The sequence below is a fragment of the Sphingosinicella xenopeptidilytica genome, from assembly GCF_042676985.1.
In the GTDB taxonomy this organism is placed as follows: domain Bacteria; phylum Pseudomonadota; class Alphaproteobacteria; order Sphingomonadales; family Sphingomonadaceae; genus Sphingosinicella; species Sphingosinicella xenopeptidilytica.
The window spans coordinates 205,024-229,180 of sequence record NZ_JBHTIK010000005.1; the positions used below are offsets into that span (position 1 = coordinate 205,024).

Genomic DNA, 24,157 nt, shown 5'->3' on the forward strand with positions numbered 1-24,157 from the left:
TTACTCGGCGTCGGTCTTGGCAGCGGCCTTCGCAGGCGCGGCCTTCTTGGCCGGGGCCTTCTTCGCAGGCTTTTCAGCCGGCTCGGCGGCGGCTTCCACGGCCGGTGCGGCTTCCGCCTTCGCGGCCTTCGGCGCCTTCGCAGCGGCCTTACCGATCGCGGTGATCTTCAGCACCGTCAGCAGCTGGCGGTGGCCGTTACGGCGGCGATAGCCGTGGCGGCGCTTCTTCTTGAAGACGATGACCTTGTCGCCCTTGGGCTGCGCCACGATCTCGGCAGAAACGACCTGACCAGCCACGTCCTTGAGTTCGCCGCCCTCGCCGATGGCAAGGATATCGCCCAGCTGGACGGTTTCGCCGACTTCGCCCTTCAGGCGGTCGACTGTGATCTTCTGTTCGGCGGCAACGCGATACTGCTTGCCGCCCGTGCGCACGACTGCGAACATGGCTTTGGCTACCTTAGGCCCAGAAATTGAACAACAGACACCCGCGCGTGGAAACACGCCGATGCCTGCGGAAAGCGCAGCTAGCTACTGGCCGTGGGCGCGAATGTCAACCGATTCAGCACAGCTTTCGCCATCAATGGCGATGCCGTGATTTCAGCCGATAGCTGCCGTCCGGCATCCGCTCGAACATCTCGGAAACCGCGGGGTGCAGCACAGGCGCGCGGCTCTCGTCGGGCAGCAGGTTCTGCTGGCTGACATAGGCCACGTAGGTCTGATCGTCGTTCTCGGCGAGCAGGTGATAGAAGGGCTGGTCCTTCGCCGGGCGGATGTCTTCGGGAATCGCTTCCCACCATTCCTCGGTGTTGGCGAACTCCGGATCGACATCGAAAATAATGCCGCGAAACGGGAAAAAGCGGTGCCGCACCACTTCGCCGATGCCGAAGCTGGCGGTGGTGACAGGCTCGCCAAAGGGCGGCAGCAGACGCGGCGTGAGAGCGGCGGGGGGAGCAGTAATGGACTTCGCGGTACGCATACAGGGAATATAAGGGCCTGCAGCTCCTCTGCAAAGGCCGCCCGTCGGTCTGTCCGGCGCCGTTCAATACGAAAGAGTCGCAGCCGCAGCCGACTCGCTCAAGCTGCAGGCTGCAAACGAAAGCGCTTGAGGCTCGTGTCCGCGTAGGAAATGCCCTCGGCACGCAGCGCCTCGGGGCAGGCCTCGTCCCGAATCCGCGCCGCAAGCAGTTGGGCAAGCGCCGGCGCCGTCTGGATGCCGTAGCCGCCCTGGCCGGCAAGCCAGTAGAAGCCCGGCAGGTCGCAATCCGGCCCGGCGATCGGCAGCCGGTCCCGCGTGAACGTACGGAGACCCGCCCAGCTGTGCCGAACGCGTCGGGCCTGAAGCGTCGTCGCTGTGCAGATCCTGTCGACCGCGACGGCGATGTCCCATTCGTCCGGCTGCGCGTCGCATGGCTCGCAGGCCGTTTCGTCCGCGGGCGAGAGCAGAAGCGCCCCCGCGTCCGGTTTGAAGTAGAAGTCTTCGTCGATATCCATCACGAACGGCCAGCGCGCGATTTCCATGTCCGCGGGCGGGTCCACGAGGACAGCAGTGCGCCGAAACGGCTGCACATAGCCGGCTCTCGATCCGGCCATGGCGGCGACGCGGTCGGCCCATGCGCCGGCTGCGTTCACGACGATCGCGCTCGTAAAAACGCCCGCTGCCGAGCGTAGCGTCCAGCGGCCGTCCTGATGGTCGAGGCCTTCAAGTCCCGACTGCGTCGCCAGGGTGCCGCCGTTCCGCCGGAATGCGCGCAGATAGCCCTGTTGCAGGGCATCGACATCGATCGCGAGCGCGCCGGGCTCATAAACCGATGCTGCCACATAAGGCTCGGCGAGCAGCGGACATAGGCGCCGCGTGGCGGCGGCATCCATCCACGTGGTGAGAGGCGCGATATCCGGCCGTTCAAAGAAGGCCTCCAGGCGCCCGAGTTGGTCCGCGCGGGCAACTAACATGTTGCCGAGCGGTGAAGCCAGCGCATGGTCGGCGAAGCCGTCAGGCGGCGTGGTGAGAAAGTCCCGGCTGGCGCGCGACAGGGCGCGAACGGTTTCATTGCCGTAGATGGCCGTGAAGACCGCCGCGGACCGCCCCGTCGCGTGATAACTCGGTTGATCTTCCCGTTCGAGGAGCAGCACCCTGTGGGTCGAGGACAGTGCGCTTGCGATTGAGGCGCCGGCCATGCCGGCGCCGATTACGGCAATGTCGAATGTGGCGTCGGGAACCGTGATCATGAAGCGGCCCGCAACTCCCGCGTCTTCTGCAGGTCGAGCGACCAGGCCCCGCTGCGTTCCTCGACGACGACACCGTAGTGGGTGCGGGCGTCCTCGGCGGTGAGGAACTCGTTGCGGACATCGCTGAGCACAAGCTCCGGATCGCGTTCGCTGGCCTTGCCCCACGCCCCGCCGCCGCCGGTGATCACCCGGAACAGCGTGCCCTCGCCGAACGGCCCGATGGAGCCGATGCGCTTGTTGTAGACAATGTGCTCGCCGTCCACCGGCATCACGGTGAGGCTGCCGTGATCGCCATCCGTGCCGTCCTTGAAGCCTGCGGCCGTGGTATCGGCGGTGTTTTCGATGACGAAGGAGGCGTAGACGCCGTCAGTGAGACACCTGTAGTCCTTGCGAACCCCCATGCCGCCCCGGAACTTACCGACGCCCGCGACTTCAGGCGCGAACTCGAACAGCTCGACGCGGAACGGATGACGCGTCTCGGTGATCTCGATCGGCGTGTTGGGCAGATCGCCGTTGCCGGTGAGTTGGTTGGTCGCACCGTCTCGGTCGATCAGCGCGCCATTGCCGCCGTGCATCGGGTCCATCATCACGAACGGCTTGCCGTGGCGCGACTGGCTGCGCGAGAAGAACGCACCGGTCAGCTGGTAGCCGCCCGCTGGGCACTTGTCCGGCACGATGTTCAGGAAGCACCGGAACATCATGTCCATCAGGCATTCGATGACATAGCCGTACGAGTCGGTTGGTGCGGGCCACACCGGATTGACGATCGATTCCGGCGGCAGCTCGAAATCCAGGCACTTCGTGTGGCCGGCGTTGCAGGGATCGAACGGCAGTAGGATGCCCTTCAGCGACGATGCCAATATGCCCTTGGTGCAGGGCGCGGGGAGGTTGATCGGCCCGCGCGCCGTGGGGCTCGAACCGTTCAGCGAGAAGTGCACGCGGTCGCCCTGGATCGTGACCTTCAGGCAGACGAGGAATTCGCCGTCTTCCTGCACGCCGTCGCTGTCGAGCCGAATGGAGGTGCCGTATTCACCGTCCGGCAATGCCGCGATCGTCGCGCGCATCGAGCGGTCGGTCTGGTCGATCACATAGTCCATCGCCTCGCGGATCGTCGCCGTTCCGTATTTGGCGCACAGAGACTGGATGCGCTCGCAGCCCTGCCTGCACGAGGCGATCTGTGCTTCAAGGTCGCCCTTCACGATTTCCGGCACGCGGACGTTGCAGTCGATCAGATCCCATAGGCCCTGGTTCTTGACACCGCGTTCCACGATCTTCTGGTGCCGGAAGCAGAGGCCTTCCTGAAATGTGTCCGTCGTGTCCGGGCACCAGCCGCCCGGATTCTTGCCGCCGACATCCGCCCAGTGCGCGGCGGTTCCGCAGAAGGCGACGAGCTCGTCTTCGAAGAATACCGGCATGTAGACGTTGGTGTCGGAAATGTGCGTTCCGGTTTCGAAAGGATCGTTGACGATGAGGACGTCGCCTTCCGCGAAATTGCCATTCCACCTGGCGATTCCGGCGCGCACGGCCTCCGGGAACGCTTGGCTGAACACGATCACGCCCGGCGTTTCCGCCCACATGTCGCCGTTCGCTGACATGATGGTGACGCTGAAGTCCTGGACTTCATAAAGCAGCGGATTGAAGGCCGTGCGGATCATGGTCTTCGCCATTTCCTCGGTCGCGGCCACGAGGCGGTTGCGGATGATCTCCGTCAGAACGACGTCTACTTTGCGCATGGTGTGTCTTCCCGCCTTTAGAGAGTGGGTTCGAGAACGAGATTGCCGAAGGTGTCGCAGGTGGACTGCCATCCGGGCGGAACGATCGTCGTCATGGTCCATTCGTTGATGATCGCCGGGCCGGTGACGACCTGACCGGCCGAAAGCGCCTCGCGGTCGAACACGTCGGTCGGCACGGCCTTGCCGGTGCGCGGGAAATAGACCTCCAGCTGCCGCATCGCCGCACCCTGCGGCCTCTCCGGCATCGGCGCGATTTCCGGCGCGCGAACACGCCCGATCGCGCGGCAGCGGATAGAGACCAGCTCCAGCGGGGCATCCGGCTCGCCGTGGCCATAGAGCCGGATATGCGAGTCCACGAAGCGTTGCCGCGCGCCTTCCAGAATAGACGCGGCATCCTGCCATGCATCCTCCAGATCGACCGTGATCGTGTATTCCTGATTCTCGAACCGGAGGTCGAAACGTTTCACACGCTCGATATCTTCGGCGGCGAAGCCGTACTGGCCGATGCCGCTTGCTGCCCGCGTTTCCAGCTCGTTCATCGTCGCGAGCGCGCCGGCGATGTGCGCGGCATCGAACGGCATGACCTTGGTGCGGACCTCGTCTTCCATGTAATCGGTGGTAAGGATACCCCACGCCGAGAAGTTCGCGGGTGCATTGGGTACGATCACCTTGGGTACCTCCAGCTCCTCCGCCACAGAACAGGCGAACAGCCCACCGCCGCCACCATAGGCGAGCAGCACGAACTCGCGGGGGTCGAGGCCGCGTTCGACCGTCTTGCTGCGAATGGCATTCGCCATGTTCGTCTCGGCGATCGAAACGATGCCTTGGGCAGCCGACTGAAGGTCGAGCCCCAAGGGCTCGGCGATCCTCTTTTCGATGGCCGCACGCGCGCCTTCGGTATCGAGCTGCATCCGGCCGCCGAGGAAATAGGCGGGATCGAGGCGACCGAGCGTGAGGTGCGCGTCGGTGACGGTTGGCTCCGTGCCGCCCCGCCCGAAACAGACCGGCCCGGGCGAAGCGCCCGCGCTCTGCGGGCCGACCTGAAGGCCGCCGCGATGGTCGAGCCACGCGATCGAGCCGCCGCCGGCGCCGATCGAAATGACATCGATCAGCGAACCGAGGATCGGCCGCTGCGCGATCTCGGCCTGGCTGCGTTCGAGCACGCGACCATCCTCGATGATTGCGACATCATAGGTGGTGCCGCCGACGTCGGTACAGATGACGTTCGCATAGCCGAGGCGATCGCAGAGGAACTTAGCGCCGATCACGCCGCCGGCGGGCCCGGACATCAGCGTGCGGATCGGCTTCCGGCCCGCGGTCTTCGCGTCCACGACGCCGCCGCTCGATTGCATAATCGCGAGCGAGCGCATGTAGTTCGCGTCAGTGAGCTTGTTTTCGAGGTTGGTGAGGTACGTCTGGACCGTGGGCTGGATGAAGGCGTTCAGCACCGTCGTCGAGGTCCGCTCATATTCGCGCCATTCCGAGGCGATCTCGTGCGAGACTGAGATCGGCACGTGCGGGTGGCGCGCGAGGATGCGCTGCCTTGCCGCGATCTCGTGTGCGGGCTGGGCATAGGCGTGCAGGAAGCAGATCGCGATGGCTTCCGCGCCGCGCGCCAGCAGCAGGTCGACCTGTGCATCGACCGCTTCAAAATCGATCGGCGTCAACACTTCGCCGTTGAAGGCCATACGCTCGGGAATTTCGAGGCGCAGCGAGCGCTCGACAAGCGGCGGTGCCGCTCTGTGCAGGAAATTGTAAACGGGTTTTCTGCCGCCGCGGCCCATCTCCAGAACGTCGCGGAAGCCTTTCGTGGTCAGCAGGCCGACCTTCGCGCCCTTTTCCTGAACAAGCGCGTTCACGCCGACGGTCATGCCGTGGAAGATTTGCTGGATGCTGTCGATATCGACATCGAGACTTTCGATGCCCTTGAGGAACTGCTCGTGCAGCTTGTCCGGAATCGAAGGAATCTTCTCCACGCGGGCGGCACCGGTGGCCTCGTCCATCAAAACGAAGTCCATGAATGTGCCGCCTACGTCTACGGCGACCCTGTAGCGATCCTGTGTCATGCGCTCCCGCTCTCGATAGTTTGTCCGCAAGCCCGGCCGGGCTTGCGAACTATGAACTCAGTCCATCGAAGGAAGCGGGGTGCGGGCCTCATTGCAAGGTTGCACATGGGGGATACCCCAAAGCCGTTCCGGCATGTGCCTCGACTATGGGGGATCACCCAAAATTTGGCTTGGACCACCCGCCGTTCGCCCCGACTATTGTTCGCGGATACTCGTTCACAAGTATCGGTTGCACATAAAAAGGGGGAATATGATGGATACCGTTCGAACGCGGATTCTGGCTGCCGTTTCGTTGGCTGACCTACTTGTTGCTGCTGCACCGGCCGTGGCTGCCGAGCCCGAGCAGGGCGAAATTGTCATCACGGCGCGCAAGCGCGCGGAAAGCCAGATCGAGGTTCCCGACGCCGTCACGGTCTTCACGGCACAGACCATCGAGAACGCCGGCATCAACGACGTCACGGATTTCGCCAACCTTACGCCCAACATGTTCTTCACGCCGACGTACAGACCGGCGGAAATGCAGATGACGATCCGCGGCATTCCGACGGCACAGGGCGGGGAGGCCCCGGTCGCGGTGGTGATCGACGGTGTGCAGGTTTCGCATCCAACCTTCGTCAATCAGGAACTGCTGGATATCGAACAGATCGAGGTGCTGCGCGGTCCGCAGGGCTCGCTCTATGGCCGCAATGCCATCGGCGGTGCGCTCAACATCACGACGCGGCGCCCGACCAACGAACTTGAAGGGATGGTTCGCGCCTCCTACGCCAGCGGTAAAGACATTCGCGTCGGCGGCGCGATTTCAGGCCCGCTCGTCAAGGACAAACTGTTGTTCCGCCTCGCTGCCTCGATGCGCGACTATGAAGGGCAGCTGCGCGATCAGACCGCGCGCGACGGCGACCGCAAGGCGGATTACGACGAGAACTACCTCGTGAAGGCGGGTCTCATCTTCACGCCGACCGACCGGCTGGAGATCAATCTCAGGGGCAATTACATGCACCAGCGTGCGGGCGCGCCGTCGCTTGAGATGGTGGGCAATGCCAATTTCGATGACTATGGAACGTCGCTGCTGAACCGTAACGTGCTGACGTACGACAAGCGTGAGATCTACGATCTCTCGCTCAAAGCCGATTATGATTTCGGCAGCGCGATGCTCACATGGATCACCGGCTATAGTCGCAGCGACGCACATTTGTTTGGCGACGCGGATTTCTCGCCAGCGCCGATCCTGCTTCAGGATCTCGACCTGACGGTGAAGGCGTTCACGCAGGAGCTGCGGCTGTCTTCGCAGGGCGAAGGCTGGTTGCGGTGGCTCGTCGGCCTCTACTATCAGAAGCGCGACACTGATAACTTCCTGCTCATCCCCTTCGACGACGGCACAGGCCAATCGAACGGCACCTTCGCTATTCAGAGCTTCGATGCGGGCACGAGCAAGTCGATTGCGGCGTTCGGTTCGATGAGCGCCGATGTCTCCGATGACCTCGAACTCACGCTTGGTATGCGCTACGACCGTGACAAGCGCCGGTCTGTGGATACAGCGATCGGTGCGGCCTCCGAGGTTGGCGATACCTTCGAGGCTTTTCAGCCGAAGCTGCAGCTGAAATACAAGATCGCCGACGATCTCAACGTGTTCGCGAGCTATGGGCGCGGCTTCCGGTCCGGCGGCTTCAACGCGTTCTTTGCCGCCGGTACCGATCGTCAGTTCGACAAGGAAACCTCCGACAGTTTCGAGATCGGCATGAAAGGCGATTTCCTGGATCGCCGCCTGACGTTCTCGGCATCGGCATTCCACATCAAGTTCGACAATCAGCAGTTCTTCTTCATCACTGTGAGCCCGCCGTCGCAGAACGTCGTGAACATCGGCAAGGTGGATATTTCCGGCCTTGAAGTTGAACTTGCCGCACGCCCGACGTCGCAGCTCACCATCAACGCGGGCTTTGGTCTTTCGGATGCGACGATCAAACGGTTCAGCGACGCCGCGCCTGCGCTCTACAAGGACAATCGCGCGCCACAGAGCCCCGCGTACACGGCGAGCCTCAGCATGGATTATGTGATCCCGCTGGCGGACGAGTTCGACGTTCGCTTCAACGGCAGCTTCGTGCGGCGCGGCTCGATCATGTGGGATGCCGCCAATACACTACGGACGCCCGCGAAGAACCTCATCAACGCGCGCCTGTTTGTCGAACGCAGCGGGCTTTCGATCGGCGCCTACGTGGATAACCTGACGAACGCGCGCTATCCGACACAGGCGCTCGCCAATTCCTTCGGAGACGGTTTGCATTCGCGCATTCCGAGCCCGAGGCGTCAGTTCGGCGTTCAGGGTTCCTACAAGTTTTGATTTCCAGATCCAATCATGGTGCCTTCGTCGCAAGCGTGGCGGAGGCACCATGCGTTTTCCACCGGATGCGGAAGGTTCCTTGACCATGCATGAGGGGCGGGACGTGCGCATTTTCGGCGCGGGCGATGTGTGGGAGCATCTTTCTTACGAAGCCTGCATCGCGGCGATGCGCGATGCCATGGTGACGTTCTCCGAAGGACGCGCGCCCAGTGTCCCCCGAACCTTTCTCGATCTTGCGGGCGGCAATATGTTCGGCGCGATGGCGGGCAGTCTTGGTAGCGGCGACGTGTTCGGTGCCAAGCTGATCAGCCTTTTCCCCGGCAATACCAGGCATGGCAAGCCCTCGCACCTTGGCCTCGTTGCGTTGTTTGATCCCTTGGATGGCAGCCTCTCCAGCCTCATCGACGCGGCGGCGCTCACTGCGATCAGGACGGCTTCGGCGAGCGCTGCCGCAACAGATGCCCTTGCCCGGCCGGATGCCCGAACGCTTGCCGTGCTGGGATACGGCGAGCAGGCAGAGACACATATCCGCGCGATCCTCGCCGTGCGCCCGATCGAGAACATCCGCGTGTGGGGCCGTGATCCCGAACGCTGCGCGCGCTTTGCTGATCGTATCGCGGCGGCGTGCGCTGTTCCGTGTACGCCTGCTGCCGATATCGCGCGCGCTGTGGCCGCTGCCGATATCGTCTGCACGACGACGGCGGCAGTCGAACCCATCCTCTACGGCCGCTGGATCGCGCCCCGAGCCCACATCAACGTCGTCGGCTTCGCCGGAAGCGATGCGGCGGAAATCGATGCCGATCTGGTGCTTCGCGCGCGTTATATCGCGGATAGCCGCGCGTCCGTTCTTGCCGAAGCTGGCGAGTTCCGTTCGCTGCTTCGAAACGGCACGATTACCGACGCACACATCGTTGCCGAGATCGGCGAAGTTTACTCGGGCCGCGCGGCGGGAAGAACGTGTGGTGACGATATCACGCTCTATCGCTCGCTGGGCCATATCGTTCAGGATCTCGCTGCGGCACGCACTCTCGTTGATCTGGCGAGTGGGGCGGCGCTTCGAAGCATCCGTTTGTGAAGGCTGATGCGAAAGCGCCTACACACGCCATTCAAGATGCAGCGCAGCCGGCTGCCGGAATTCGAAGCCGCGAACATCCGTGGAGTGATCGGCCGAAAGGCGGATATCCGGGCAGCGTTCGAGGATATGCCGAATGGCGGTGATGGCTTCGAGACGCGCAAGGTTCGATCCCAGGCAGAAATGCGGGCCGAGTGCGAAACCCAGATGCTTCCGCACGTTCGTACGGTCCAGCCGGTACGCAGTGGGCTCATCGAAAACACGCGGGTCGTGATTGGCTGCGCCGAGCATACAATTGACGATGTCGCCTTCGCGAAAGGTGGATTCACCGAGCGAAAAATCCCGCACGACGTGACGTGTGGCGGATTGCACTGGCGAAAGCCAGCGCAGCGTCTCCTCAATGGCCTGCGGAATGAGATCCGTGTTCCGCTGCACGCTGGAAAGTGCATCGGGATGTGTGCAGAGTGCGTAAAGGCAATTGAGAACGACCGCTTCCACCGTCGAGATGCCGCCGAAGAAGACGATGGATGCATTCCTGCAGACCTCTGCATCGTCCAGCCGGTCATCGCTACGGTCGTTGACGACCTGACTGAGAAGGCTGTCGTCGGGTGCTGCTCGTACCCGCGCGATGTGGTGTCGGATAAGGACATGGAATTCGCTGACGTACCCATGTGCACGCGCCCGAACGTCTTCGCGCCGCGCGAAATTCGAAAGCGCCTGTTCGAACCCATCATACCAGAGGCGCAGTTTTGGCTCTTCTTCAAAGGGAATGTCGAACAGGGAAAGGATCGAGAGCACGGGCAGCCGGCTGGCATAGGCCTTGCGGAACTCGGCCTTGCCGCTGCCCACGATTCCGTCGAGAAGCAGCCGCGAACAGGCCTCCGTCTTCTGCTCCATGGACGCGCGTATGCGGGCCGGGCTGAAGGCGCCGCGGAAGCGCGATTTGAACCGCTCGTGCTGCGCGCCTTCCGTGGTCAGCATGTGTTCGCCGAACGTATCGAAAATCAGCGAATCCGGGGTTCCCGTTACGAAATCGTCGGAGTTGCGGAGGATAGCTTCCACCTCGCGGTAACCGGCGACGAGCCACATGCCCAACTCCGGCACCCAGCCCACGGAGGACTCCTCCTGCAGCGCCCGGAACGCCGGGTACGGATCGCGGTCGAGGGCCTCCGCCGTGATCTCAAGGCAAGGCGTTCGATCGTGCGTCATGGTGGTGCGAAGTCCTCATCCCGTTGTTTCAGCGAGATTAGGAGGTGTGGATTGAAGAGTCCCACCAGATATGCCATATTTTTTCTATTTTTCGGAGAATATGGATCAAATCTGTGTCAGAAATGACGAAAATAGCCATAACGCTCGACGCAGGTGACCGGAAAATTCTGCGAGAGCTGCAGCGGAACGCCCGGCTCAGCAACATCGACCTTGCAGCGCGCGTCGGCATGTCTCCGTCCACGTGCCTGCGCCGCACGCGCGCTCTCGAAGAGGCGGGGATCATCAGCGCCTATGTCGCCGTCGTCGATCAGGCAGCGCTTGGGCCGAGCATTTCGCTCTACATCATGATCGATCTCGATCAGCGTATCGAAACCGATGCCAAGATGTTCTTCGACAGGATCGCCCGCGACGACCGTATTGTCGAATGCGTTGCACTGACGGGAAACCACGACATACTGATCAGGGCGGTGGTCCGCGACATGGCAGACATGGCGCAGCTGACCATGGATACGTTGCTGAAACTGCCGAGCGTGAGGAGCATCACGTCGAGCATCGTGATGCGCTCGATCAAACGGGCTGCCTCGCGATCGCCATGAAGGGGAAAGGAATGCCGATCCAGGGCTTGTTCCGCACCGTGCGTTCCCATCGCGCCATGCCTGCTGGCACGGTCGGCGGTTTCCCGAGGCCCGCGGCGGCATGAAATTCCTGCCGCTCGGAACCGCGTCCGATGCCATCGACAGACGGCGGCTGATCGATCTTGCGCTGACGGGCGCCCCGGCCGCGGCAGGCTCCACGATCATCACGGCGCCTGCCGGATACGGCAAGACGACACTGCTTGTGCAGATCAGGGATGAGCTTGAGCTTCTGGGCTTCCGGTCCGCATGGCTCAACTGCACAGTCGATCATGTCCAGCCCGCAGCGTTTCTTGTTGATATCGCGGCAAGTTTCCAGCGCGCGGGCATGTTTCCGTCCATGTCGGAATTCGGCCTCAGCGATATCGTGTCGTCGCTTTCCGAATGCGGCCCCGTCTCGATATTCATCGACGAGTATGAGTGCGCGAGTTCGGACGAGACGGACAGCTTCCTCGAATTCTTCATTCGCATGTTGCCATCGCACTGCAAGCTGTTCGTGGCGACCCGCGAGCTTCCGAAGATCAGCTTATCCAAGCTGCTCGTCGATGCACGAACGCGGCTGGTGAAGGCGAACGAGCTGCAGTTCAACCCGGCGGAAACGAAGTGCCTCATGGCCGACAAGGGGGATGCGGATCAATATGGCGATCTGCTGGAGCAGTGCGATGGCTGGCCGGTCATCCTGCAGCTGCTGCGCCTTGAAGGGCAAGCGCTGCAGAAGACGGGGCTCCCGCCCACTGCAGGTCAGCACCGGGTCAGCATCTTCAACTATATCGCCGAGCAGGTGCTGGCGCGGCAGGAGGAAGGGCTACAGGAGTTCCTGCTGCAGATTTCAATCCTTTCGGATGTCGATGTGGCTTCCGCGCGCGCCGTTACGCAAAGCGATGCCTCGGAAAGGCTCCTGCGCGCGGCGCTCAATCTCAGCCCGATCGTCACCTCGATTGCCGAAGAGCCGCTGTCCCTGCGCCTGCATCCGCTGTTTCGGGATTTCCTGCGTCAGGAACTTGCCGTGAGGATGCCCGCTGCGCCCAATGCGCTGCACGGCAGAGCCGCTAAGCATTTTGCCGCATTGAACGATCTGCACAAGGCCGTTCACCACGCGAGTCTGTCGGGCCAGAATGATCTGACTGTGAACATTCTTGAGGAGGCAGGCGGCGCACTTCTCGTGATCAGTGAAGGCGTCGCTGCGGCCGGAGCCTTTCTTGCCACGCTTCCGGCGAGCGTCGTGACAGCCAGGCCCAAGCTGCGACAGCTGCGGGTGATACAGCAAGCGATGGAGGGCACCTCGCCGGACTGGCTGGGCGATTTCGAGCGGCTGGACTATCTCTGCAGCATCACGCACGCGGATTCCGCCGACGAGACGTTCCAGTTCACGACGGATCTCGTAAGGGCAATCCGCAATTGCTCCGAAACACGTTACGCCGTGCTGAGCGCACCTTGGGCTGAGCTTGCGAAGCTGCGGGAAAAAGCCCTTGCGCTGCGATATGAAGAACCGCGCTATCTTGGCATCTGCCTGCCCGCAGAGCAGATTCTAACATGCGACTATGGATCGGTCAGCCTCGCTGAACGGCGGACGCAGGAATTGCAGTCCCTGTTCGAGACCGAACATTATGCGCCCAACACCGTCTGGATAACCAACCACCTGTCTTTCATCGCCGTCACCAGAGGCCAATCACGCGATGCGGAGCATTACTCGCGCGTCGTTCTGGAACGCCTTGCGGACACCGGAGAGATGCGCAACACCTTCATGAGAAGGCACTGCACCGCAATTCTCGGCCAGAGCTTTTTCGAGCAGAATATGCCCGACGTGGCGCTGGCGCATTTCGACGCCGTGCCGAGGCAGACGGCCTATTCGCTGCTCAGCACGCAGGTGTATGCGATCTGCACGCGCGCGCGCTGTCTGTTCCTTGCGGACGAAGTCGATCAGGCGCTGTCGGATCTCGACGACGACTACCAGTACGCACTCGAAGAGGCCTTGCCGCATATGTCCGTCATCGCGCCGGCGGTCGGTGCTGAACTGCGGTTGGCGGCCGGGGACAGGAGCGGGTGCGAGCAGCTGATCCGGTCCGCAAAGCTCGATGCCGTGCTCGATCAGCATCGCACATGGTTCGTTCGCCCGTGGCTTGAAACAGAAGCGCTGGTGCGGTTGTTTTCCCGCTACTGGCTACACGCGGGCGACGCCGAGCGCGCTTATAATCTCGCGCATGAATTCGCCATTCGCGCCTCGCAAAGCGGGCGTCTTCTGATGGGTGCCGGCGGGCTTCTCGATGCTGCCGCTGCGGCGCTGGCCTCTGGTCATCGTGGCAAGGCCGATGCCGCGATTCGTCAGGCCATGAAACAGGTGGAAGGCACCGGCGCGGTGCGTCTCTTCCTGGATGCCGATGAGGACGTTCAGGCCGTGCTTCAGGAGATATCGGGGGACGAACGGTCCGGAACGGGGAGCGAAATCCTGAATCACTTTTCCGCGCGCATCGCCCACGATGCGGATCGCGGCGTCGCCAGGCTCCTCAGTCCGCGCGAGCAGGAGGTGATGGCCGAACTGTACCTCGGGCATCCCACGAAGGTCGCCGCCCGGCACCTCAACCTCTCGTATGAGACGGTCCGGCATCATCTGAAGCGAATCTATCACAAGTTGCATGTCCACACCCGGCAACAGGCTGTGGAAGCCTGGAAGAGACACGCCGATTCACCTTGAACGGCGGGCTGTGCCTCTCGTGCGCCGATGGTGTGTGGTGGAGGGGGCTGGATTCGAACCAGCGTACGCTATGCGGGCAGATTTACAGTCTGCTGCCTTTAACCACTCGGCCACCCCTCCACAGGGCGGGCGGCCCGGCAGTGGAGCCGGGCGCGGCAAGGCGGGCTAGATGGCGAATGGCCGCGGCGATGTCAACGCGTGATGTGCAGCTTCACGCAACGAGCCCCGAAGCCCAGCGTGCGAAGGCGAGCCAAGCCTCCGTTTCCCAGATAAGAACGCGCAGAACCTGCGAGCCGACGAGCAGCAGCCCGCCCCAGACGGTCGCCTGGTGGACGCGGCCCATTGTCATCAGGTCGAAGAGCACAAGCGCGAACAGGAAGAGGTCCGGCAACACGAAGATCGCTACCGGGCCCACGAAGGGTGGGGCCAGGGGCATCCGCCCGATCGCCGGACTCATCATGCCGATCATCGCGATGAACATCAGCCGCTTGTGCGTCTGGGGCGTGCGGCGGTTGGCGAGCGCTCCGCCGATCAGCAGCGCGAACACCGGAATGTCGAGCAGCGGCACGGCAAGGAAGGTGAGCGGGGGGATCATCGGCGGGCCGGATGCGCGGTGGACCCCATGGAGCGCGGAAACCGTCGCGATCGCGATCATCGCCGGCAGCATAACGAAGCCGATCGTGCCGAGCGCGCGGTGCAGATCGGTGCGTCGCCACGCCACGAGCTGCGTCTGCAGCACGAACAGCAGCATCCAGGCCGAAAAGAGGAGGGCGTGGACGTGAACGAGTGTCGTTGCGGGTTTCAGCCCCGGCGGCGGCGGCATGATCCCCGAAAGATAGTAGCTTGGCGCAAAGCCGATGAAGACGAGGGCGAGCATCAGCAGCGCCGTGGACGTGAAGAACCAACGGTCGGCAGGGGCTGCCGGGCGCCGTGGTGCCAGTGTCGCCATGGAAGCCCCCCTCCGGTTGACGCGCCGTTCATACCGTAATCCGCAGATACCGAACAGAGGGTTGGAGCAGGGAGACGCGCGGGCTAAGGAGCCGCAAGGACGCGTGCAGCGTCACGGCGGAACGGGAAGACGGCAATGGGCAGACGGGGCAAATCCGGCAAGGCGAAGGGCGGCGGCGCATTCAAGTACCCGCGCCTCTATGGAAAGCACGCGGTCGAGGCGGCGCTCGGCAACCCGGACCGCATCCCGCGCAAGCTGTGGGTGACGAGCGACATCGCGCAGAAATTCCACCTGCCTGAAGGCCTTCCGGTCGAGATCGGGCAGGCGGCGGACCTTGCGCGTCTTGTGCCGGCCGACGCGCCGCATCAGGGGTTGGTGCTGGAAGTGGAGCCGCTCGACGATCTTCACATCGAGGACGTGGTCGGTCTCGATGGGCCGATTCTTGTACTCGATCAGGTGACCGACCCGCATAATGTCGGCGCGATCCTGCGCTCGGCGGCGGCGTTCGGTGCGGCGGCGGTGGTGACGCAGGACCGTCACGCCCCGCCCGAATCCGGCGCTCTTGCGAAGGCCGCATCCGGCGCGCTGGAAGTCGTGCCGTGGGTGCGTGTGACGAACCTCTCGCGTGCGCTCGAAGAGCTGGCGAAGGCGGGCTACTGGCGCATCGGGCTCACCGGCGATGCCGACAAGGCGCTCGCGGATGCGCTAGCGGACATGCCGATCGTGCTGGTGCTCGGCGCCGAAGGCCCGGGGATGCGCCAGAACGTCGGCGCACATTGCGACGTGCTTGCGAAGCTGCCGATCTCGAACCGCGTCGAGAGCCTTAACGTCTCGAATGCGGCGGCGGTCGCGCTTTATGCGGTCACGTCGCGCTGATCAGCGCACGCGCTTCATGAAAACGGTGCCGCCCTCGCGGCGCTCGGTGACGAAGTTCGGCACAGCCTCGACCAGCTCCGAAAGCCGCTTGAAGCCGTAGTTGCGCACGTCGAAGGAGGAACGGTTGCCCGCGATCTTGCCGACCTCGGCGAGGCGCGCGTAGCCCTGTTCGTCGCGCTTCACGGCGTTGTAGGCATCGATCAGCAGGTCGATGAGCTGGTCGTCGACCTCGCCCTTCGGTGCCTTGTCCGCAACCGGCATCAGCGCATCGACGTCGATGAAGCGCGTGCACGCCTGCCGGAAGGATTCGGGCGTGCTGGCACGGCCGAAGCCGTATACGGGCAGCCCGTTCTGCCGGATACGCATGGCGAGCGGCATGAAATCGCTGTCCGACGACATCAGGCCGAAACCATCGACGCGGCCCGAATAGAGCAGGTCCATCGCATCGATCGCCATCGCCATGTCGGTCGCGTTCTTGCGCTTGGCGATGTCGAACTGCTGCATCGGCATGATCGCATAGGCGTGGAACACCGGTTCCCACGTGCCGAGCTCGGGCTTCGACCAGTTGCCGTAGGCGCGGCGGATGTTCACCGTGCCGAGCTCGGCGAGCACTGTCAGCACCGCGTCCAGATACTTCTGCCCGCCCTGATCGGCGTCGATGAGAAGCGCGATGTTCGCGCTGCGCTCATTGCCGTTCGTTGTCATGCTCAGCCCTTCGCAAACAGGTTTTCGGGCGCGCGCATCGCTTTGAATTCGAGCGCGTTGCCGCTGGGATCGAAGAAGAACATCGTCGCCTGCTCGCCGACTTCGCCTGCGAAGCGAACGTGAGGCTCGATCTCGAAGCGCACTTCTGTGTCACGGAGGCGATCCGCAAGCGCATGAAAGGCATCCCAACTGAGCACGATGCCGAAATGCGGCACGGGCACCTGGTCGCCGTCCACCGGATTCCTATGGATGCTGCCTGTCGGGGCGAGATGCGCGACGATCTGGTGGCCGAAGAAGTTGAAATCGATCCAGGTTTCGGAAGACCGCCCTTCCGCGCAGCCCATCAGACCGCCGTAGAAGCGGCGGGCCGCGGCAAGGTCATCGACGGGAAAGGCCAGATGAAACGGCTGAAGGCTCATGGCGCGACAGTGGCAAGCACATGCCGGGCACGCAAGGCTTTAGAAGGAACGCTCCAACCGCCCGAGCAGCGCGCGTGCCGGGGATAGCGGCACTTCGGTGGCGAACTGGTCGTCGAGGCGCTTCACGCGCTCGTAGAGGTCGCGGCTCGCCTCGATGATCTCGCGGGCGCGCGGGGGAAGCTGGCCGAGCCGCGTGGAATCGAGCTCGGTGTCGCCGGCGCGGCCGAGGCGGCGTTCAGGAGCTTCGCCCTCGGCCTCGGTCATCTCGCCCGCCGACACGGCCTTGCGGACGAGCAGCCACGACACGACGTGCATCAGCCGCGTCGTCACGCGCAGTGATTCGCACGAATAGGCAACGCGCAGCACAGGATCGAGCGCGGCGCGCTCCAGCTGGCCCTCGGAATCGAAGTAGCTGCGTGCCTCGTCGGCAAGCAGCATCGCCTCCGTGTAAAGGGCGGCCACCAGCTTTGCTGTGATCGGCGTGTGTTCGTTCATCATCGTTGCCGCGAGTGAATCGCGCCTTGTCGTTCCCGGGTCAACGGACATCTTGAAACAAAAGGGGTTAACAACCACCTCACCAGCGCCGGCGAAGGGATGCCCGACATGGGGTCCGAGCGTCCGGCAAGGCCCAGCCAAATGGTGGGCTGAAAGACCGCATATTGCTTTGAATTGAAAGGATATGGACATGCGTACATTCGATCTGACCCCGCTGCTTCGCTCGTCGATCGGCTTCGAAAACCTCAGCCGGTTGGCGGAGTACGCCGCGCGCGGCGATGAAGGCGGCGGATATCCCCCGTATAACATCGAAAAGACCGGCGAGAGCGCCTACCGCATCCAGATGGCGGTCGCGGGCTTCGCGGAGAGTGAACTCGACATCACCGTTCAGGAAAACACGCTGACTGTGACCGGCAAGACCGTCGAAACGGAGACCGGCGATCGTCAGTTCCTGCATCGTGGCATCGCCAAGCGCGCTTTCGAGCGCCGCTTCCAGCTCGCCGACGTCATCAAGGTGACCGGCGCGAACTACGAGCACGGCCTCCTCAACATCGACCTCGTTCGCGAGATCCCAGAAGAGAAGAAACCGCGCAAGGTGGCCATTGGTGGCCAGAACGGCCCGCAGGTGATCGAAGGCAAGCGTGAAGCTGCCTGATGCAGATCGGAAGGCCGGCAGGAGCGATCCCGCCGGCCTTTTTCGGAGCGTTCCAGGTGCCTTGCCGCGGCGAACGACAGGACTTGCGCGCGGGAAGGCCCCCGACTATAGACGCGGCTCCCGGGCTCTAGGAGTGTAGCTCAGTTGGTAGAGCATCGGTCTCCAAAACCGAGGGCCGTGGGTTCGAGTCCCTCCACTCCTGCCAGTCTCCGATAGGCGAGCAGATTTGGGGCTCGGGAACGAGTAGAGGTTCACCAGTCAACCGGCGCCGCCCGGAAGAGAAGGGCGCGACCGGTCGGCTGTTTTTGTTTGGGAATTGAGCGCGTTAGATGGCTAAGATGACCAATCCGGGCACGTTCGTGCGGCAGGTGCGTCAGGAGACCGCAAAGGTATCCTGGCCGACGCGCCGCGAGACGATCGTGACGACGATCATGGTGCTCATCATGACCACCATCCTGTCGCTGTTCTTCCTGGGCGTCGATCAGGTGCTGGGCCGAATCGTCCAGTTCCTGCTCGATTTCGCGAAGTAAACGGGGAAGGTTCGAAACGGGCATGGCCGCGCGCTGGTACATCATTCACGCCTACTCGAACTTCGAGAACAAGGTCCGCGATTCGATCCTCGACGAGGCGAAGCGGCTCGGCCTTGAAGCGCTCGTCGAGCAGGTCGAGGTTCCGACCGAAACCGTGACGGAAGTCCGCCGCGGCAAGAAGGTGCAGGCCGAGCGGAAGTATTTCCCCGGCTATGTGCTGGCGAAGCTGCACATGACCGACGACGTGTTCCACCTCGTGAAGAACACGCCGAAGGTGACGGGTTTCCTCGGCGCGAGCGGCAAGCCTTCGCCGATCAGCGAGGCGGAAGCCGCGCGCATCCTGTCGACGAAGGGCCACCACATCGAGGCGCCGAAGGCGAAGATGAAGGTGAACTTCGAGATCGGCGACGAAGTGCGCGTGCTCGATGGTCCGTTCGCGAGCTTCAACGGCCTCGTGGAAGAGATCGATTTCGATCGCGCCCGCGTGAAGGTCTCGGTGTCGATCTTCGGGCGTGCGACGCCTGTCGAGCTCGACTTCGAGCAGGTCGAGCGCACGAAGTAGTTTTTTACCCCTCGCCGTTAAGGGGAGGGGCGTTGCCTGCGGGAGGCTGCCTTCGGGTAGCCGTCTGGACCGCTAAACTTGAAAGAGAGTGAAAACGATGGCCAAGAAGATTACCGGCTATATCAAGCTGCAGGTGCCGGCTGCCGCCGCCACCCCGTCGCCGCCCCTCGGGCCGGCGCTCGGTCAGCGCGGCGTCAACATCATGGAATTCTGCAAGGCGTTCAACGCCCAGACGCAGGAAATGGAAAAGGGCGCCCCGGTGCCGACGGTGATCACCGTCTACGCCGACCGCAGCTTCTCCTTCGTCACGAAGACGCCGCCCGCCACCTTCCTTCTCAAGAAGGCTGCGAACCTCAAGTCCGGCTCCAAGACGCCGGGCAAGGCAAGCGCCGGAACGATCAAGCGTTCCGCCGTTCGTGAGATCGCGCAGGCGAAGATGGTCGATCTGTCGGCAAACGACATCGACGCGGCAATGAAGATCATCGAGGGCTCCGCGCGCTCGATGGGTCTCGAAGTGGTGGAGGGCTGAACATGGCCAAGCTGACGAAGAAGGCCAAGGCGCTGGCCGGCAAGGTCGACCGTGAGAAGCTCTACGGCATCGATGAAGCCATCGCGCTCGTGAAGAGCCTCGCAAGCTCCAAGTTCGACGAGACCGTCGAAGTCGCTCTGAACCTTGGCGTCGATCCGCGCCATGCCGACCAGATGGTGCGCGGCGTCGTCCGCCTGCCGAGCGGCACGGGCAAGGACGTCCGCGTTGCGGTGTTCGCGCGCGGCGACAAGGCCGAGGATGCCCGCAAGGCGGGTGCCGAGGTCGTGGGCGCCGAAGACCTGATGGAGGAAATCCAGGGCGGCCGCAGCGATTTCGACCGCGTCATCGCGACGCCCGACATGATGGGCATCGTCGGACGCCTCGGTAAGGTGCTCGGTCCCAAGGGCCTGATGCCGAACCCGAAGCTCGGCACCGTCACGCCGAACGTCGCCGAAGCCGTGGAAGCGGCCAAGGGCGGCCAGGTGGAGTTCCGCGTCGAGAAGGCCGGCATCATCCACAGCGGCATCGGCAAGGCGAGCTTCGACGACGCGGCCCTGCGGGCGAACTTCGACGCTTTCGTCGACGCCATCGTCAAGGCGAAGCCGTCGGGCGCCAAGGGCAAGTACGTTCGCAAGATCGCCATCAGTTCCACGATGGGGCCGGGCGTGAAGATCGATACGGCGACCGCAGGCGCGGCCGCCTAAACAGCATCGCGGGGCGGGCCGGAGACGGGTCGCCCCAAGATACCGTCCGAGATTGCAGGCGTTTCCGAGAGGAAGCTCAAAACGCCAGCCTGCATGAGACGGGGACAAGTTTTACCGGTTGCAGCCGTGCGATGGCGAACCGGGTCTGCCGAAGGGCTCCATTGCCCGCCACGCAGGCGACGACCCCGCGGACGGGCCGAGACCCCCGGAATGGTCCGGGATTTCGGCTCAACCGTCTGGAAGGCGAGCAATCGCCGGAAAGACAAACCAGGAGTGAAGCATGGATCGCGCTGAAAAAAAGGCGCTCGTCGCATCGCTCAACCGCGTCTTCTCGGAGACCGGGGTTGTCGTCATTACGCGCAACCACGGCCTTACCGTCGCCCAGGTGACGGCTCTCCGCGGCAAGATGCGCGAAGCGGGCGCGGGCTATAAAGTCGCGAAGAACAAGCTCGCCCGGATCGCACTGGAAGGTACGCCGTACACGGCGATCAGCGACATGCTGGTCGGCCCGACGGCGCTGGCAACGTCGAGTGATCCCGTTGCCGCTGCCAAGGCAGCCGTCGATTTCGCGAAGACCAACGAGAAGTTGGAAATCGTCGGCGGCGCCATGGGGGATACCATCCTCGATGCGAATGGCATCAAGCAACTGGCATCGCTGCCGTCGCTTGACGAACTGCGCGCCAAGATCATCGGCCTCGTGAATGCGCCGGCGACCAAGGTGGTTCAGATCGTTCAGGCGCCTGCCGCCCAGCTTGCGCGTGTCATGGGTGCCTATGCGGCCAAGGACGCCGCGTAAGCCAGTCCGGACAACTGTTCACGACCAATATCGAAACATTGGGCCGGATGGCCCGCATGGAGACTTAAAATGGCAGACCTTCAGAAGATTGTTGACGACCTTTCCGCTCTCACCGTTCTCGAAGCCGCGGACCTCGCGAAGCTCCTCGAAGAGAAGTGGGGCGTTTCGGCGGCCGCCGCTGTTGCGGTTGCAGCTGCTCCGGGCGGCGGCGGCGACGCCGGCCCGGCCGCGGAAGAGAAGACCGAGTTCGACGTGATCCTCACCGGCGACGGTGGCAAGAAGATCAACGTCATCAAGGAAGTCCGCGCCATCACCAACCTCGGCCTCGGCGAAGCCAAGGCGCTCGTCGAAGGCGCTCCGAAGCCGGTGAAGGAAGGCGTGAACAAGGAAGAAGCCGAGAAGATCAAGAAGCAGCTTGAAGAAGCCGGCGCGACCGTCGAGATCAAGTAAGCTTCACGGCTTTACGAACGAAGGGGCGGTTCCGAAAGGAGCCGCCCTTTTTTCATGCGCGCATAAGCGGCTGATTCCAAAGCCGTGCGTTTGATGTATGGTACGAGGCCACGGACCGGGCGGCGTTTATGCGGAAGATCGAAGACAGAACCTTTCTCGCGCTTATTGTCGTCGTCTCGCTGGCATTTGCGTGGGTGCTGCTGCCTTTCTTCGGCGCGATCCTGTGGGCGCTGATTGCCGCCATCCTGTTCGAGCCGCTCAACCGGCGGCTGCTGGCCAAGCTCCCCGGACGTCCGAACCTTGCCGCGCTGCTCACGTTGCTGGTGATCCTTGCGATGGTGATCCTGCCCGCGATCACGCTCGGTATCGCCCTGCTGCAGGAAGCGACCGCGATCTATGCGCGCATCGAGGGCGGCGGCATCGATGTCGGGGGCTATTTCCGCCAGGTGCAAGGGATGTTGCCGGATTGGGCAATCTCCATGCTTCGCCGTGTCGGGCTCGGCAATATCAGCGCCATTCGCGAAAAGATCGCGGATGGCATCGCGGACAGCTTCCAGGTGCTCGCCGCGCAGACCGTGCTGATCGGACAGCGCGCATTCGGCTTTCTCGTCGGCCTCGGCGTGATGCTTTACCTGACTTTTTTCCTGCTGCGCGATGGCGATGCCCTGGCTGAGAAGCTGCGCGGATCGATCCCGCTGCATCCTGCTGCACGCAACGCCCTCATCGCCAAGTTTGTCACTGTGATCCGCGCGACGGTGAAGGGTAGCATAGTCGTCGCCATCCTTCAGGGGGCGGTCGGCGGCATCGTGTTCTGGAGCCTCGGCATCCACGGCGCGCTGTTGTGGGGCGTGCTGATGGGATTCCTGTCATTGCTGCCGGCGATCGGCACCGGTCTCGTCTGGGTGCCGGTCGCGATCTACCTGCTCATAAGCGGCGCGATCTGGCAGGGCCTTGTGCTCGTGTTCTGCGGCTTTTTCGTCATCGGCCTTATCGACAACCTGTTGCGTCCGATCCTTGTCGGCCGCGATACGCGGATGCCGGACTACATCGTGCTGATCTCCACCCTCGGCGGCCTCGAACTGTTTGGGTTGAACGGTATCGTCATCGGCCCCGTCATCGCGGCACTGTTCATGGCCGTGTGGGAGATCGTTGCGGCCGGTCGCCGGGCAGGGTGGACGCCCGCCTGACGCCTCAGTCTTCCAGAATGCGGCTGTGGGTGCGCGTGTCGCGCATCCGAAGGTAAACGATCAGCGAAATGCCGATCATCACGGTCACATACCAGTAGAAGCCCTGTTCCATGCCCTGCGCCTTGAACCAGAGCGCGACATATTCGGCGGTGCCGCCGAAGATCGTGTTGGCGAGCGCATAGGGCAGGGCAACACCGAGCGCGCGGACGTGCGCCGGGAACAGCTCCGCCTTCACCACGGCGTTGATCGAGGTGTAGCCGGTGACGATGATGAGCGCCCCGAGCACGAGCGCGAAGGCGACGAACGGGTTCTGCGTGGTCTCCAGTGCCGAGAAGATCGGGTAGGTGAAGAGCACGCCCGCGATCCCGAAGCCGACCATCAGCGGTTTGCGCCCGACCCGGTCCGACAGCGCCCCGGCGAGCGGCTGCAGCAGCATGAAGACGAACAGCGTGCCCGCATTGATCTGCGAGGCGACCTCGCGGCTGAAGCCCGAGGTGTTGACCAGGAACTTCTGCATGTAGATCGAGTAGGCATAGAAGGCGAGCGTGCCGCCGGCGGTGAGCAGCATCACCACAGCCGCCTCGCGCGGATGGCGCAGGAACAGTTCGGCGAGGCCGGAAACGGCGATGCCTTCCTTTTTGGCGTTCGTGAAGCTCTCCGTCTCGGCAAGGCCCCGCCGGATGTAGAACACAACGATCGCCAGCACGCCGCCGATCGCGAAGGGGATGCGCCAGCCCCATTCATCGAGCGCGGCCTCCGGCATCACGGCCTGCAGCACCAGAAGCACACAGATCGCGAGAAGCTGCCCGGAAATCAGCGTCACGTACTGGAAGCTGGAGAAGAAGCCGCGCCGGTCGCGCCCCGCCATCTCGGACAGGTAGGTTGCGCTCGCGCCGTACTCGCCGCCGACCGAAAGCCCCTGCATCATGCGAGCGAGGACGAGAAGGGCGGGGGCGAACACGCCGATCGCTTCGTAGTCGGGTGTCACCGCGATGAGCAGCGACCCCGCGCACATCAGCGTCACGGAGACGGTGAGCCCCGCCTTGCGCCCGTGCCGGTCGGCATAGATGCCCATGATCCACGCGCCGATCGGCCGCATCAGGAAGCCGACGGCGAAGACGGCGGCGCTGTTCATGAGCTGCGCGGTGCGGTCGCCTTCGGGAAAGAAATGCGGCGCGAAGTAGAGTGCGAAGGCGGCGTAGACATACCAGTCGTACCATTCGACGAGGTTGCCGGTCGCTCCGCCGATGATGGATTTCAGGCGGTTACGGCTGTCTGCGGCCTTCGGAGCGCTCATGCGGCTGTGGTCTCCCCCTCAAGTATGCGGTCTCTGTT

The 24,157-nt window shown here is 63.3% G+C and carries 24 protein-coding genes and 2 tRNA genes; 14 read left to right on the forward strand and 12 right to left on the reverse strand.

Going from position 1 to position 24,157, the window contains the following annotated elements:
• The 5 genes from rplU to ACFQ00_RS09090 all read right to left on the reverse strand — a co-directional run bounded on the left by rplU (position 1) and on the right by ACFQ00_RS09090 (position 6,025).
• Complete coding sequence (gene rplU, locus ACFQ00_RS09070; RefSeq protein ID WP_374597455.1) at positions 1 to 444, reverse strand: 50S ribosomal protein L21; 444 nt, start codon at positions 442 to 444, stop codon at positions 1 to 3.
• Between the two features lie 133 nt (positions 445 to 577).
• Positions 578 to 976 (reverse strand): heat shock protein HspQ, encoded by a 399-nt coding sequence (gene hspQ / locus ACFQ00_RS09075; RefSeq protein ID WP_374597457.1) that lies wholly within the window; start codon positions 974 to 976, stop codon positions 578 to 580.
• 98 nt (positions 977 to 1,074) lie between these two features.
• Positions 1,075 to 2,226 (reverse strand): NAD(P)/FAD-dependent oxidoreductase, encoded by a 1,152-nt coding sequence (locus ACFQ00_RS09080; protein ID WP_381489281.1) that lies wholly within the window; start codon positions 2,224 to 2,226, stop codon positions 1,075 to 1,077.
• A complete protein-coding gene (locus tag ACFQ00_RS09085; RefSeq protein ID WP_381489284.1) occupies positions 2,223 to 3,959 on the reverse strand; it encodes a hydantoinase B/oxoprolinase family protein in 1,737 nt (578 codons plus the stop codon). The genes ACFQ00_RS09080 and ACFQ00_RS09085 overlap by 4 nt, the downstream gene beginning before the upstream one ends.
• 17 nt (positions 3,960 to 3,976) lie before the next feature.
• On the reverse strand, positions 3,977 to 6,025 hold the full coding sequence (locus ACFQ00_RS09090) for a hydantoinase/oxoprolinase family protein (protein WP_381489287.1): 2,049 nt from the start codon (positions 6,023 to 6,025) through the stop codon (positions 3,977 to 3,979).
• Positions 6,026 to 6,275: 250 nt separating this feature from the next.
• Between ACFQ00_RS09090 and ACFQ00_RS09095 the strand changes: the two genes are divergently transcribed.
• Positions 6,276 to 8,360: a TonB-dependent receptor gene (locus ACFQ00_RS09095; protein ID WP_381489290.1), complete on the forward strand. Its 2,085-nt coding sequence runs from the start codon at positions 6,276 to 6,278 to the stop codon at positions 8,358 to 8,360.
• 85 nt (positions 8,361 to 8,445) lie between these two features.
• Entirely contained in the window at positions 8,446 to 9,435 is a 990-nt protein-coding gene (locus ACFQ00_RS09100; protein WP_381490880.1) for an ornithine cyclodeaminase family protein, read from the forward strand.
• 18 nt (positions 9,436 to 9,453) lie between these two features.
• Here the strand turns inward: ACFQ00_RS09100 and ACFQ00_RS09105 are convergent, their stop codons facing one another.
• Positions 9,454 to 10,641 carry a cytochrome P450 gene (locus ACFQ00_RS09105; RefSeq protein WP_381489293.1) on the reverse strand — a complete coding sequence of 396 codons (1,188 nt, stop codon included), beginning with the start codon at positions 10,639 to 10,641 and terminating at the stop codon, positions 9,454 to 9,456.
• 122 nt (positions 10,642 to 10,763) lie between these two features.
• Between ACFQ00_RS09105 and ACFQ00_RS09110 the strand changes: the two genes are divergently transcribed.
• Both ACFQ00_RS09110 and ACFQ00_RS09115 read left to right on the forward strand, forming a co-directional pair.
• Positions 10,764 to 11,237 (forward strand): Lrp/AsnC family transcriptional regulator, encoded by a 474-nt coding sequence (locus tag ACFQ00_RS09110; RefSeq protein WP_381489296.1) that lies wholly within the window; start codon positions 10,764 to 10,766, stop codon positions 11,235 to 11,237.
• A 100-nt stretch (positions 11,238 to 11,337) separates the two neighbouring features.
• Positions 11,338 to 13,965, forward strand: a complete 2,628-nt coding sequence (locus tag ACFQ00_RS09115; protein WP_381489298.1) for a LuxR C-terminal-related transcriptional regulator — start codon at positions 11,338 to 11,340, stop codon at positions 13,963 to 13,965.
• A gap of 35 nt (positions 13,966 to 14,000) precedes the next feature.
• On the opposite strand, the gene ACFQ00_RS09120 is transcribed toward ACFQ00_RS09115, so the two are convergent.
• Together ACFQ00_RS09120 and ACFQ00_RS09125 are read right to left on the reverse strand one after the other, a co-directional pair.
• Positions 14,001 to 14,085: transfer RNA gene (locus ACFQ00_RS09120), tRNA-Tyr, on the reverse strand.
• A 91-nt stretch (positions 14,086 to 14,176) separates the two neighbouring features.
• The gene (locus ACFQ00_RS09125) at positions 14,177 to 14,914 is read right to left on the reverse strand and encodes a hypothetical protein (RefSeq protein WP_381489301.1); all 738 of its coding nucleotides are present in this window, start codon (positions 14,912 to 14,914) and stop codon (positions 14,177 to 14,179) included.
• 135 nt (positions 14,915 to 15,049) lie between these two features.
• Between ACFQ00_RS09125 and rlmB the strand changes: the two genes are divergently transcribed.
• The gene (gene rlmB, locus ACFQ00_RS09130; RefSeq protein ID WP_381489303.1) at positions 15,050 to 15,790 is read left to right on the forward strand and encodes a 23S rRNA (guanosine(2251)-2'-O)-methyltransferase RlmB; all 741 of its coding nucleotides are present in this window, start codon (positions 15,050 to 15,052) and stop codon (positions 15,788 to 15,790) included.
• Here the strand turns inward: rlmB and ACFQ00_RS09135 are convergent, their stop codons facing one another.
• From ACFQ00_RS09135 to ACFQ00_RS09145, 3 genes are read right to left on the reverse strand one after another with little or no spacing between them, the layout of a single operon-like run.
• Complete coding sequence (locus ACFQ00_RS09135; RefSeq protein WP_381489306.1) at positions 15,791 to 16,495, reverse strand: NYN domain-containing protein; 705 nt, start codon at positions 16,493 to 16,495, stop codon at positions 15,791 to 15,793. It lies immediately after the preceding gene.
• Positions 16,496 to 16,497: 2 nt separating this feature from the next.
• A complete protein-coding gene (locus ACFQ00_RS09140; protein WP_381489308.1) occupies positions 16,498 to 16,914 on the reverse strand; it encodes a VOC family protein in 417 nt (138 codons plus the stop codon).
• A gap of 39 nt (positions 16,915 to 16,953) precedes the next feature.
• On the reverse strand, positions 16,954 to 17,412 hold the full coding sequence (locus ACFQ00_RS09145) for a DUF1465 family protein (protein ID WP_381489311.1): 459 nt from the start codon (positions 17,410 to 17,412) through the stop codon (positions 16,954 to 16,956).
• A gap of 187 nt (positions 17,413 to 17,599) precedes the next feature.
• Between ACFQ00_RS09145 and ACFQ00_RS09150 the strand changes: the two genes are divergently transcribed.
• The 9 genes from ACFQ00_RS09150 to ACFQ00_RS09190 all read left to right on the forward strand — a co-directional run bounded on the left by ACFQ00_RS09150 (position 17,600) and on the right by ACFQ00_RS09190 (position 22,822).
• On the forward strand, positions 17,600 to 18,064 hold the full coding sequence (locus ACFQ00_RS09150) for an Hsp20 family protein (RefSeq protein ID WP_381489313.1): 465 nt from the start codon (positions 17,600 to 17,602) through the stop codon (positions 18,062 to 18,064).
• 129 nt (positions 18,065 to 18,193) lie between these two features.
• Positions 18,194 to 18,269, forward strand: a tRNA-Trp gene (locus tag ACFQ00_RS09155).
• Positions 18,270 to 18,393: 124 nt separating this feature from the next.
• A complete protein-coding gene (gene secE, locus ACFQ00_RS09160; RefSeq protein ID WP_121047501.1) occupies positions 18,394 to 18,594 on the forward strand; it encodes a preprotein translocase subunit SecE in 201 nt (66 codons plus the stop codon).
• Between the two features lie 22 nt (positions 18,595 to 18,616).
• Entirely contained in the window at positions 18,617 to 19,156 is a 540-nt protein-coding gene (gene nusG, locus ACFQ00_RS09165) for a transcription termination/antitermination protein NusG (protein WP_121047502.1), read from the forward strand.
• Between the two features lie 97 nt (positions 19,157 to 19,253).
• The gene (gene rplK, locus ACFQ00_RS09170) at positions 19,254 to 19,685 is read left to right on the forward strand and encodes a 50S ribosomal protein L11 (protein WP_121047503.1); all 432 of its coding nucleotides are present in this window, start codon (positions 19,254 to 19,256) and stop codon (positions 19,683 to 19,685) included.
• 2 nt (positions 19,686 to 19,687) lie between these two features.
• Positions 19,688 to 20,389: a 50S ribosomal protein L1 gene (gene rplA, locus ACFQ00_RS09175; RefSeq protein ID WP_374597494.1), complete on the forward strand. Its 702-nt coding sequence runs from the start codon at positions 19,688 to 19,690 to the stop codon at positions 20,387 to 20,389.
• A 280-nt stretch (positions 20,390 to 20,669) separates the two neighbouring features.
• A complete protein-coding gene (gene rplJ, locus ACFQ00_RS09180) occupies positions 20,670 to 21,185 on the forward strand; it encodes a 50S ribosomal protein L10 (protein ID WP_374597495.1) in 516 nt (171 codons plus the stop codon).
• Between the two features lie 69 nt (positions 21,186 to 21,254).
• On the forward strand, positions 21,255 to 21,635 hold the full coding sequence (rplL, locus tag ACFQ00_RS09185) for a 50S ribosomal protein L7/L12 (RefSeq protein WP_374597497.1): 381 nt from the start codon (positions 21,255 to 21,257) through the stop codon (positions 21,633 to 21,635).
• A 128-nt stretch (positions 21,636 to 21,763) separates the two neighbouring features.
• On the forward strand, positions 21,764 to 22,822 hold the full coding sequence (locus ACFQ00_RS09190; RefSeq protein WP_381489323.1) for an AI-2E family transporter: 1,059 nt from the start codon (positions 21,764 to 21,766) through the stop codon (positions 22,820 to 22,822).
• A gap of 4 nt (positions 22,823 to 22,826) precedes the next feature.
• Here the strand turns inward: ACFQ00_RS09190 and ACFQ00_RS09195 are convergent, their stop codons facing one another.
• Positions 22,827 to 24,119 (reverse strand): MFS transporter, encoded by a 1,293-nt coding sequence (locus ACFQ00_RS09195; protein WP_381489326.1) that lies wholly within the window; start codon positions 24,117 to 24,119, stop codon positions 22,827 to 22,829.
• Between the last annotated feature and the right edge of the window lie 38 nt (positions 24,120 to 24,157).

Excerpts from the sequence above, each read along its gene's own strand:
- ACFQ00_RS09145 (WP_381489311.1), bottom strand. The coding sequence starts at position 17,412 with ATGATGAACGAACACACGCCGATCACAGCAAAGCTGGTGGCCGCCCTT.
- ACFQ00_RS09080 (WP_381489281.1), bottom strand. The coding sequence starts at position 2,226 with ATGATCACGGTTCCCGACGCCACATTCGACATTGCCGTAATCGGCGCC.
- rplL (WP_374597497.1), top strand. The coding sequence starts at position 21,255 with ATGGCAGACCTTCAGAAGATTGTTGACGACCTTTCCGCTCTCACCGTT.
- ACFQ00_RS09110 (WP_381489296.1), top strand. The coding sequence starts at position 10,764 with ATGACGAAAATAGCCATAACGCTCGACGCAGGTGACCGGAAAATTCTG.
- ACFQ00_RS09115 (WP_381489298.1), top strand. The coding sequence starts at position 11,338 with ATGAAATTCCTGCCGCTCGGAACCGCGTCCGATGCCATCGACAGACGG.
- ACFQ00_RS09090 (WP_381489287.1), bottom strand. The coding sequence starts at position 6,025 with ATGACACAGGATCGCTACAGGGTCGCCGTAGACGTAGGCGGCACATTC.
- rplK (WP_121047503.1), top strand. The coding sequence starts at position 19,254 with ATGGCCAAGAAGATTACCGGCTATATCAAGCTGCAGGTGCCGGCTGCC.
- rplU (WP_374597455.1), bottom strand. The coding sequence starts at position 444 with ATGTTCGCAGTCGTGCGCACGGGCGGCAAGCAGTATCGCGTTGCCGCC.
- ACFQ00_RS09125 (WP_381489301.1), bottom strand. The coding sequence starts at position 14,914 with ATGGCGACACTGGCACCACGGCGCCCGGCAGCCCCTGCCGACCGTTGG.
- nusG (WP_121047502.1), top strand. The coding sequence starts at position 18,617 with ATGGCCGCGCGCTGGTACATCATTCACGCCTACTCGAACTTCGAGAAC.
- ACFQ00_RS09140 (WP_381489308.1), bottom strand. The coding sequence starts at position 16,914 with ATGAGCCTTCAGCCGTTTCATCTGGCCTTTCCCGTCGATGACCTTGCC.
- rplJ (WP_374597495.1), top strand. The coding sequence starts at position 20,670 with ATGGATCGCGCTGAAAAAAAGGCGCTCGTCGCATCGCTCAACCGCGTC.
- ACFQ00_RS09150 (WP_381489313.1), top strand. The coding sequence starts at position 17,600 with ATGCGTACATTCGATCTGACCCCGCTGCTTCGCTCGTCGATCGGCTTC.
- ACFQ00_RS09105 (WP_381489293.1), bottom strand. The coding sequence starts at position 10,641 with ATGACGCACGATCGAACGCCTTGCCTTGAGATCACGGCGGAGGCCCTC.
- rplA (WP_374597494.1), top strand. The coding sequence starts at position 19,688 with ATGGCCAAGCTGACGAAGAAGGCCAAGGCGCTGGCCGGCAAGGTCGAC.
- ACFQ00_RS09135 (WP_381489306.1), bottom strand. The coding sequence starts at position 16,495 with ATGACAACGAACGGCAATGAGCGCAGCGCGAACATCGCGCTTCTCATC.
- ACFQ00_RS09100 (WP_381490880.1), top strand. The coding sequence starts at position 8,446 with ATGCATGAGGGGCGGGACGTGCGCATTTTCGGCGCGGGCGATGTGTGG.
- ACFQ00_RS09195 (WP_381489326.1), bottom strand. The coding sequence starts at position 24,119 with ATGAGCGCTCCGAAGGCCGCAGACAGCCGTAACCGCCTGAAATCCATC.
- ACFQ00_RS09190 (WP_381489323.1), top strand. The coding sequence starts at position 21,764 with ATGCGGAAGATCGAAGACAGAACCTTTCTCGCGCTTATTGTCGTCGTC.
- secE (WP_121047501.1), top strand. The coding sequence starts at position 18,394 with ATGGCTAAGATGACCAATCCGGGCACGTTCGTGCGGCAGGTGCGTCAG.
- ACFQ00_RS09095 (WP_381489290.1), top strand. The coding sequence starts at position 6,276 with ATGATGGATACCGTTCGAACGCGGATTCTGGCTGCCGTTTCGTTGGCT.
- ACFQ00_RS09085 (WP_381489284.1), bottom strand. The coding sequence starts at position 3,959 with ATGCGCAAAGTAGACGTCGTTCTGACGGAGATCATCCGCAACCGCCTC.
- hspQ (WP_374597457.1), bottom strand. The coding sequence starts at position 976 with ATGCGTACCGCGAAGTCCATTACTGCTCCCCCCGCCGCTCTCACGCCG.
- rlmB (WP_381489303.1), top strand. The coding sequence starts at position 15,050 with ATGGGCAGACGGGGCAAATCCGGCAAGGCGAAGGGCGGCGGCGCATTC.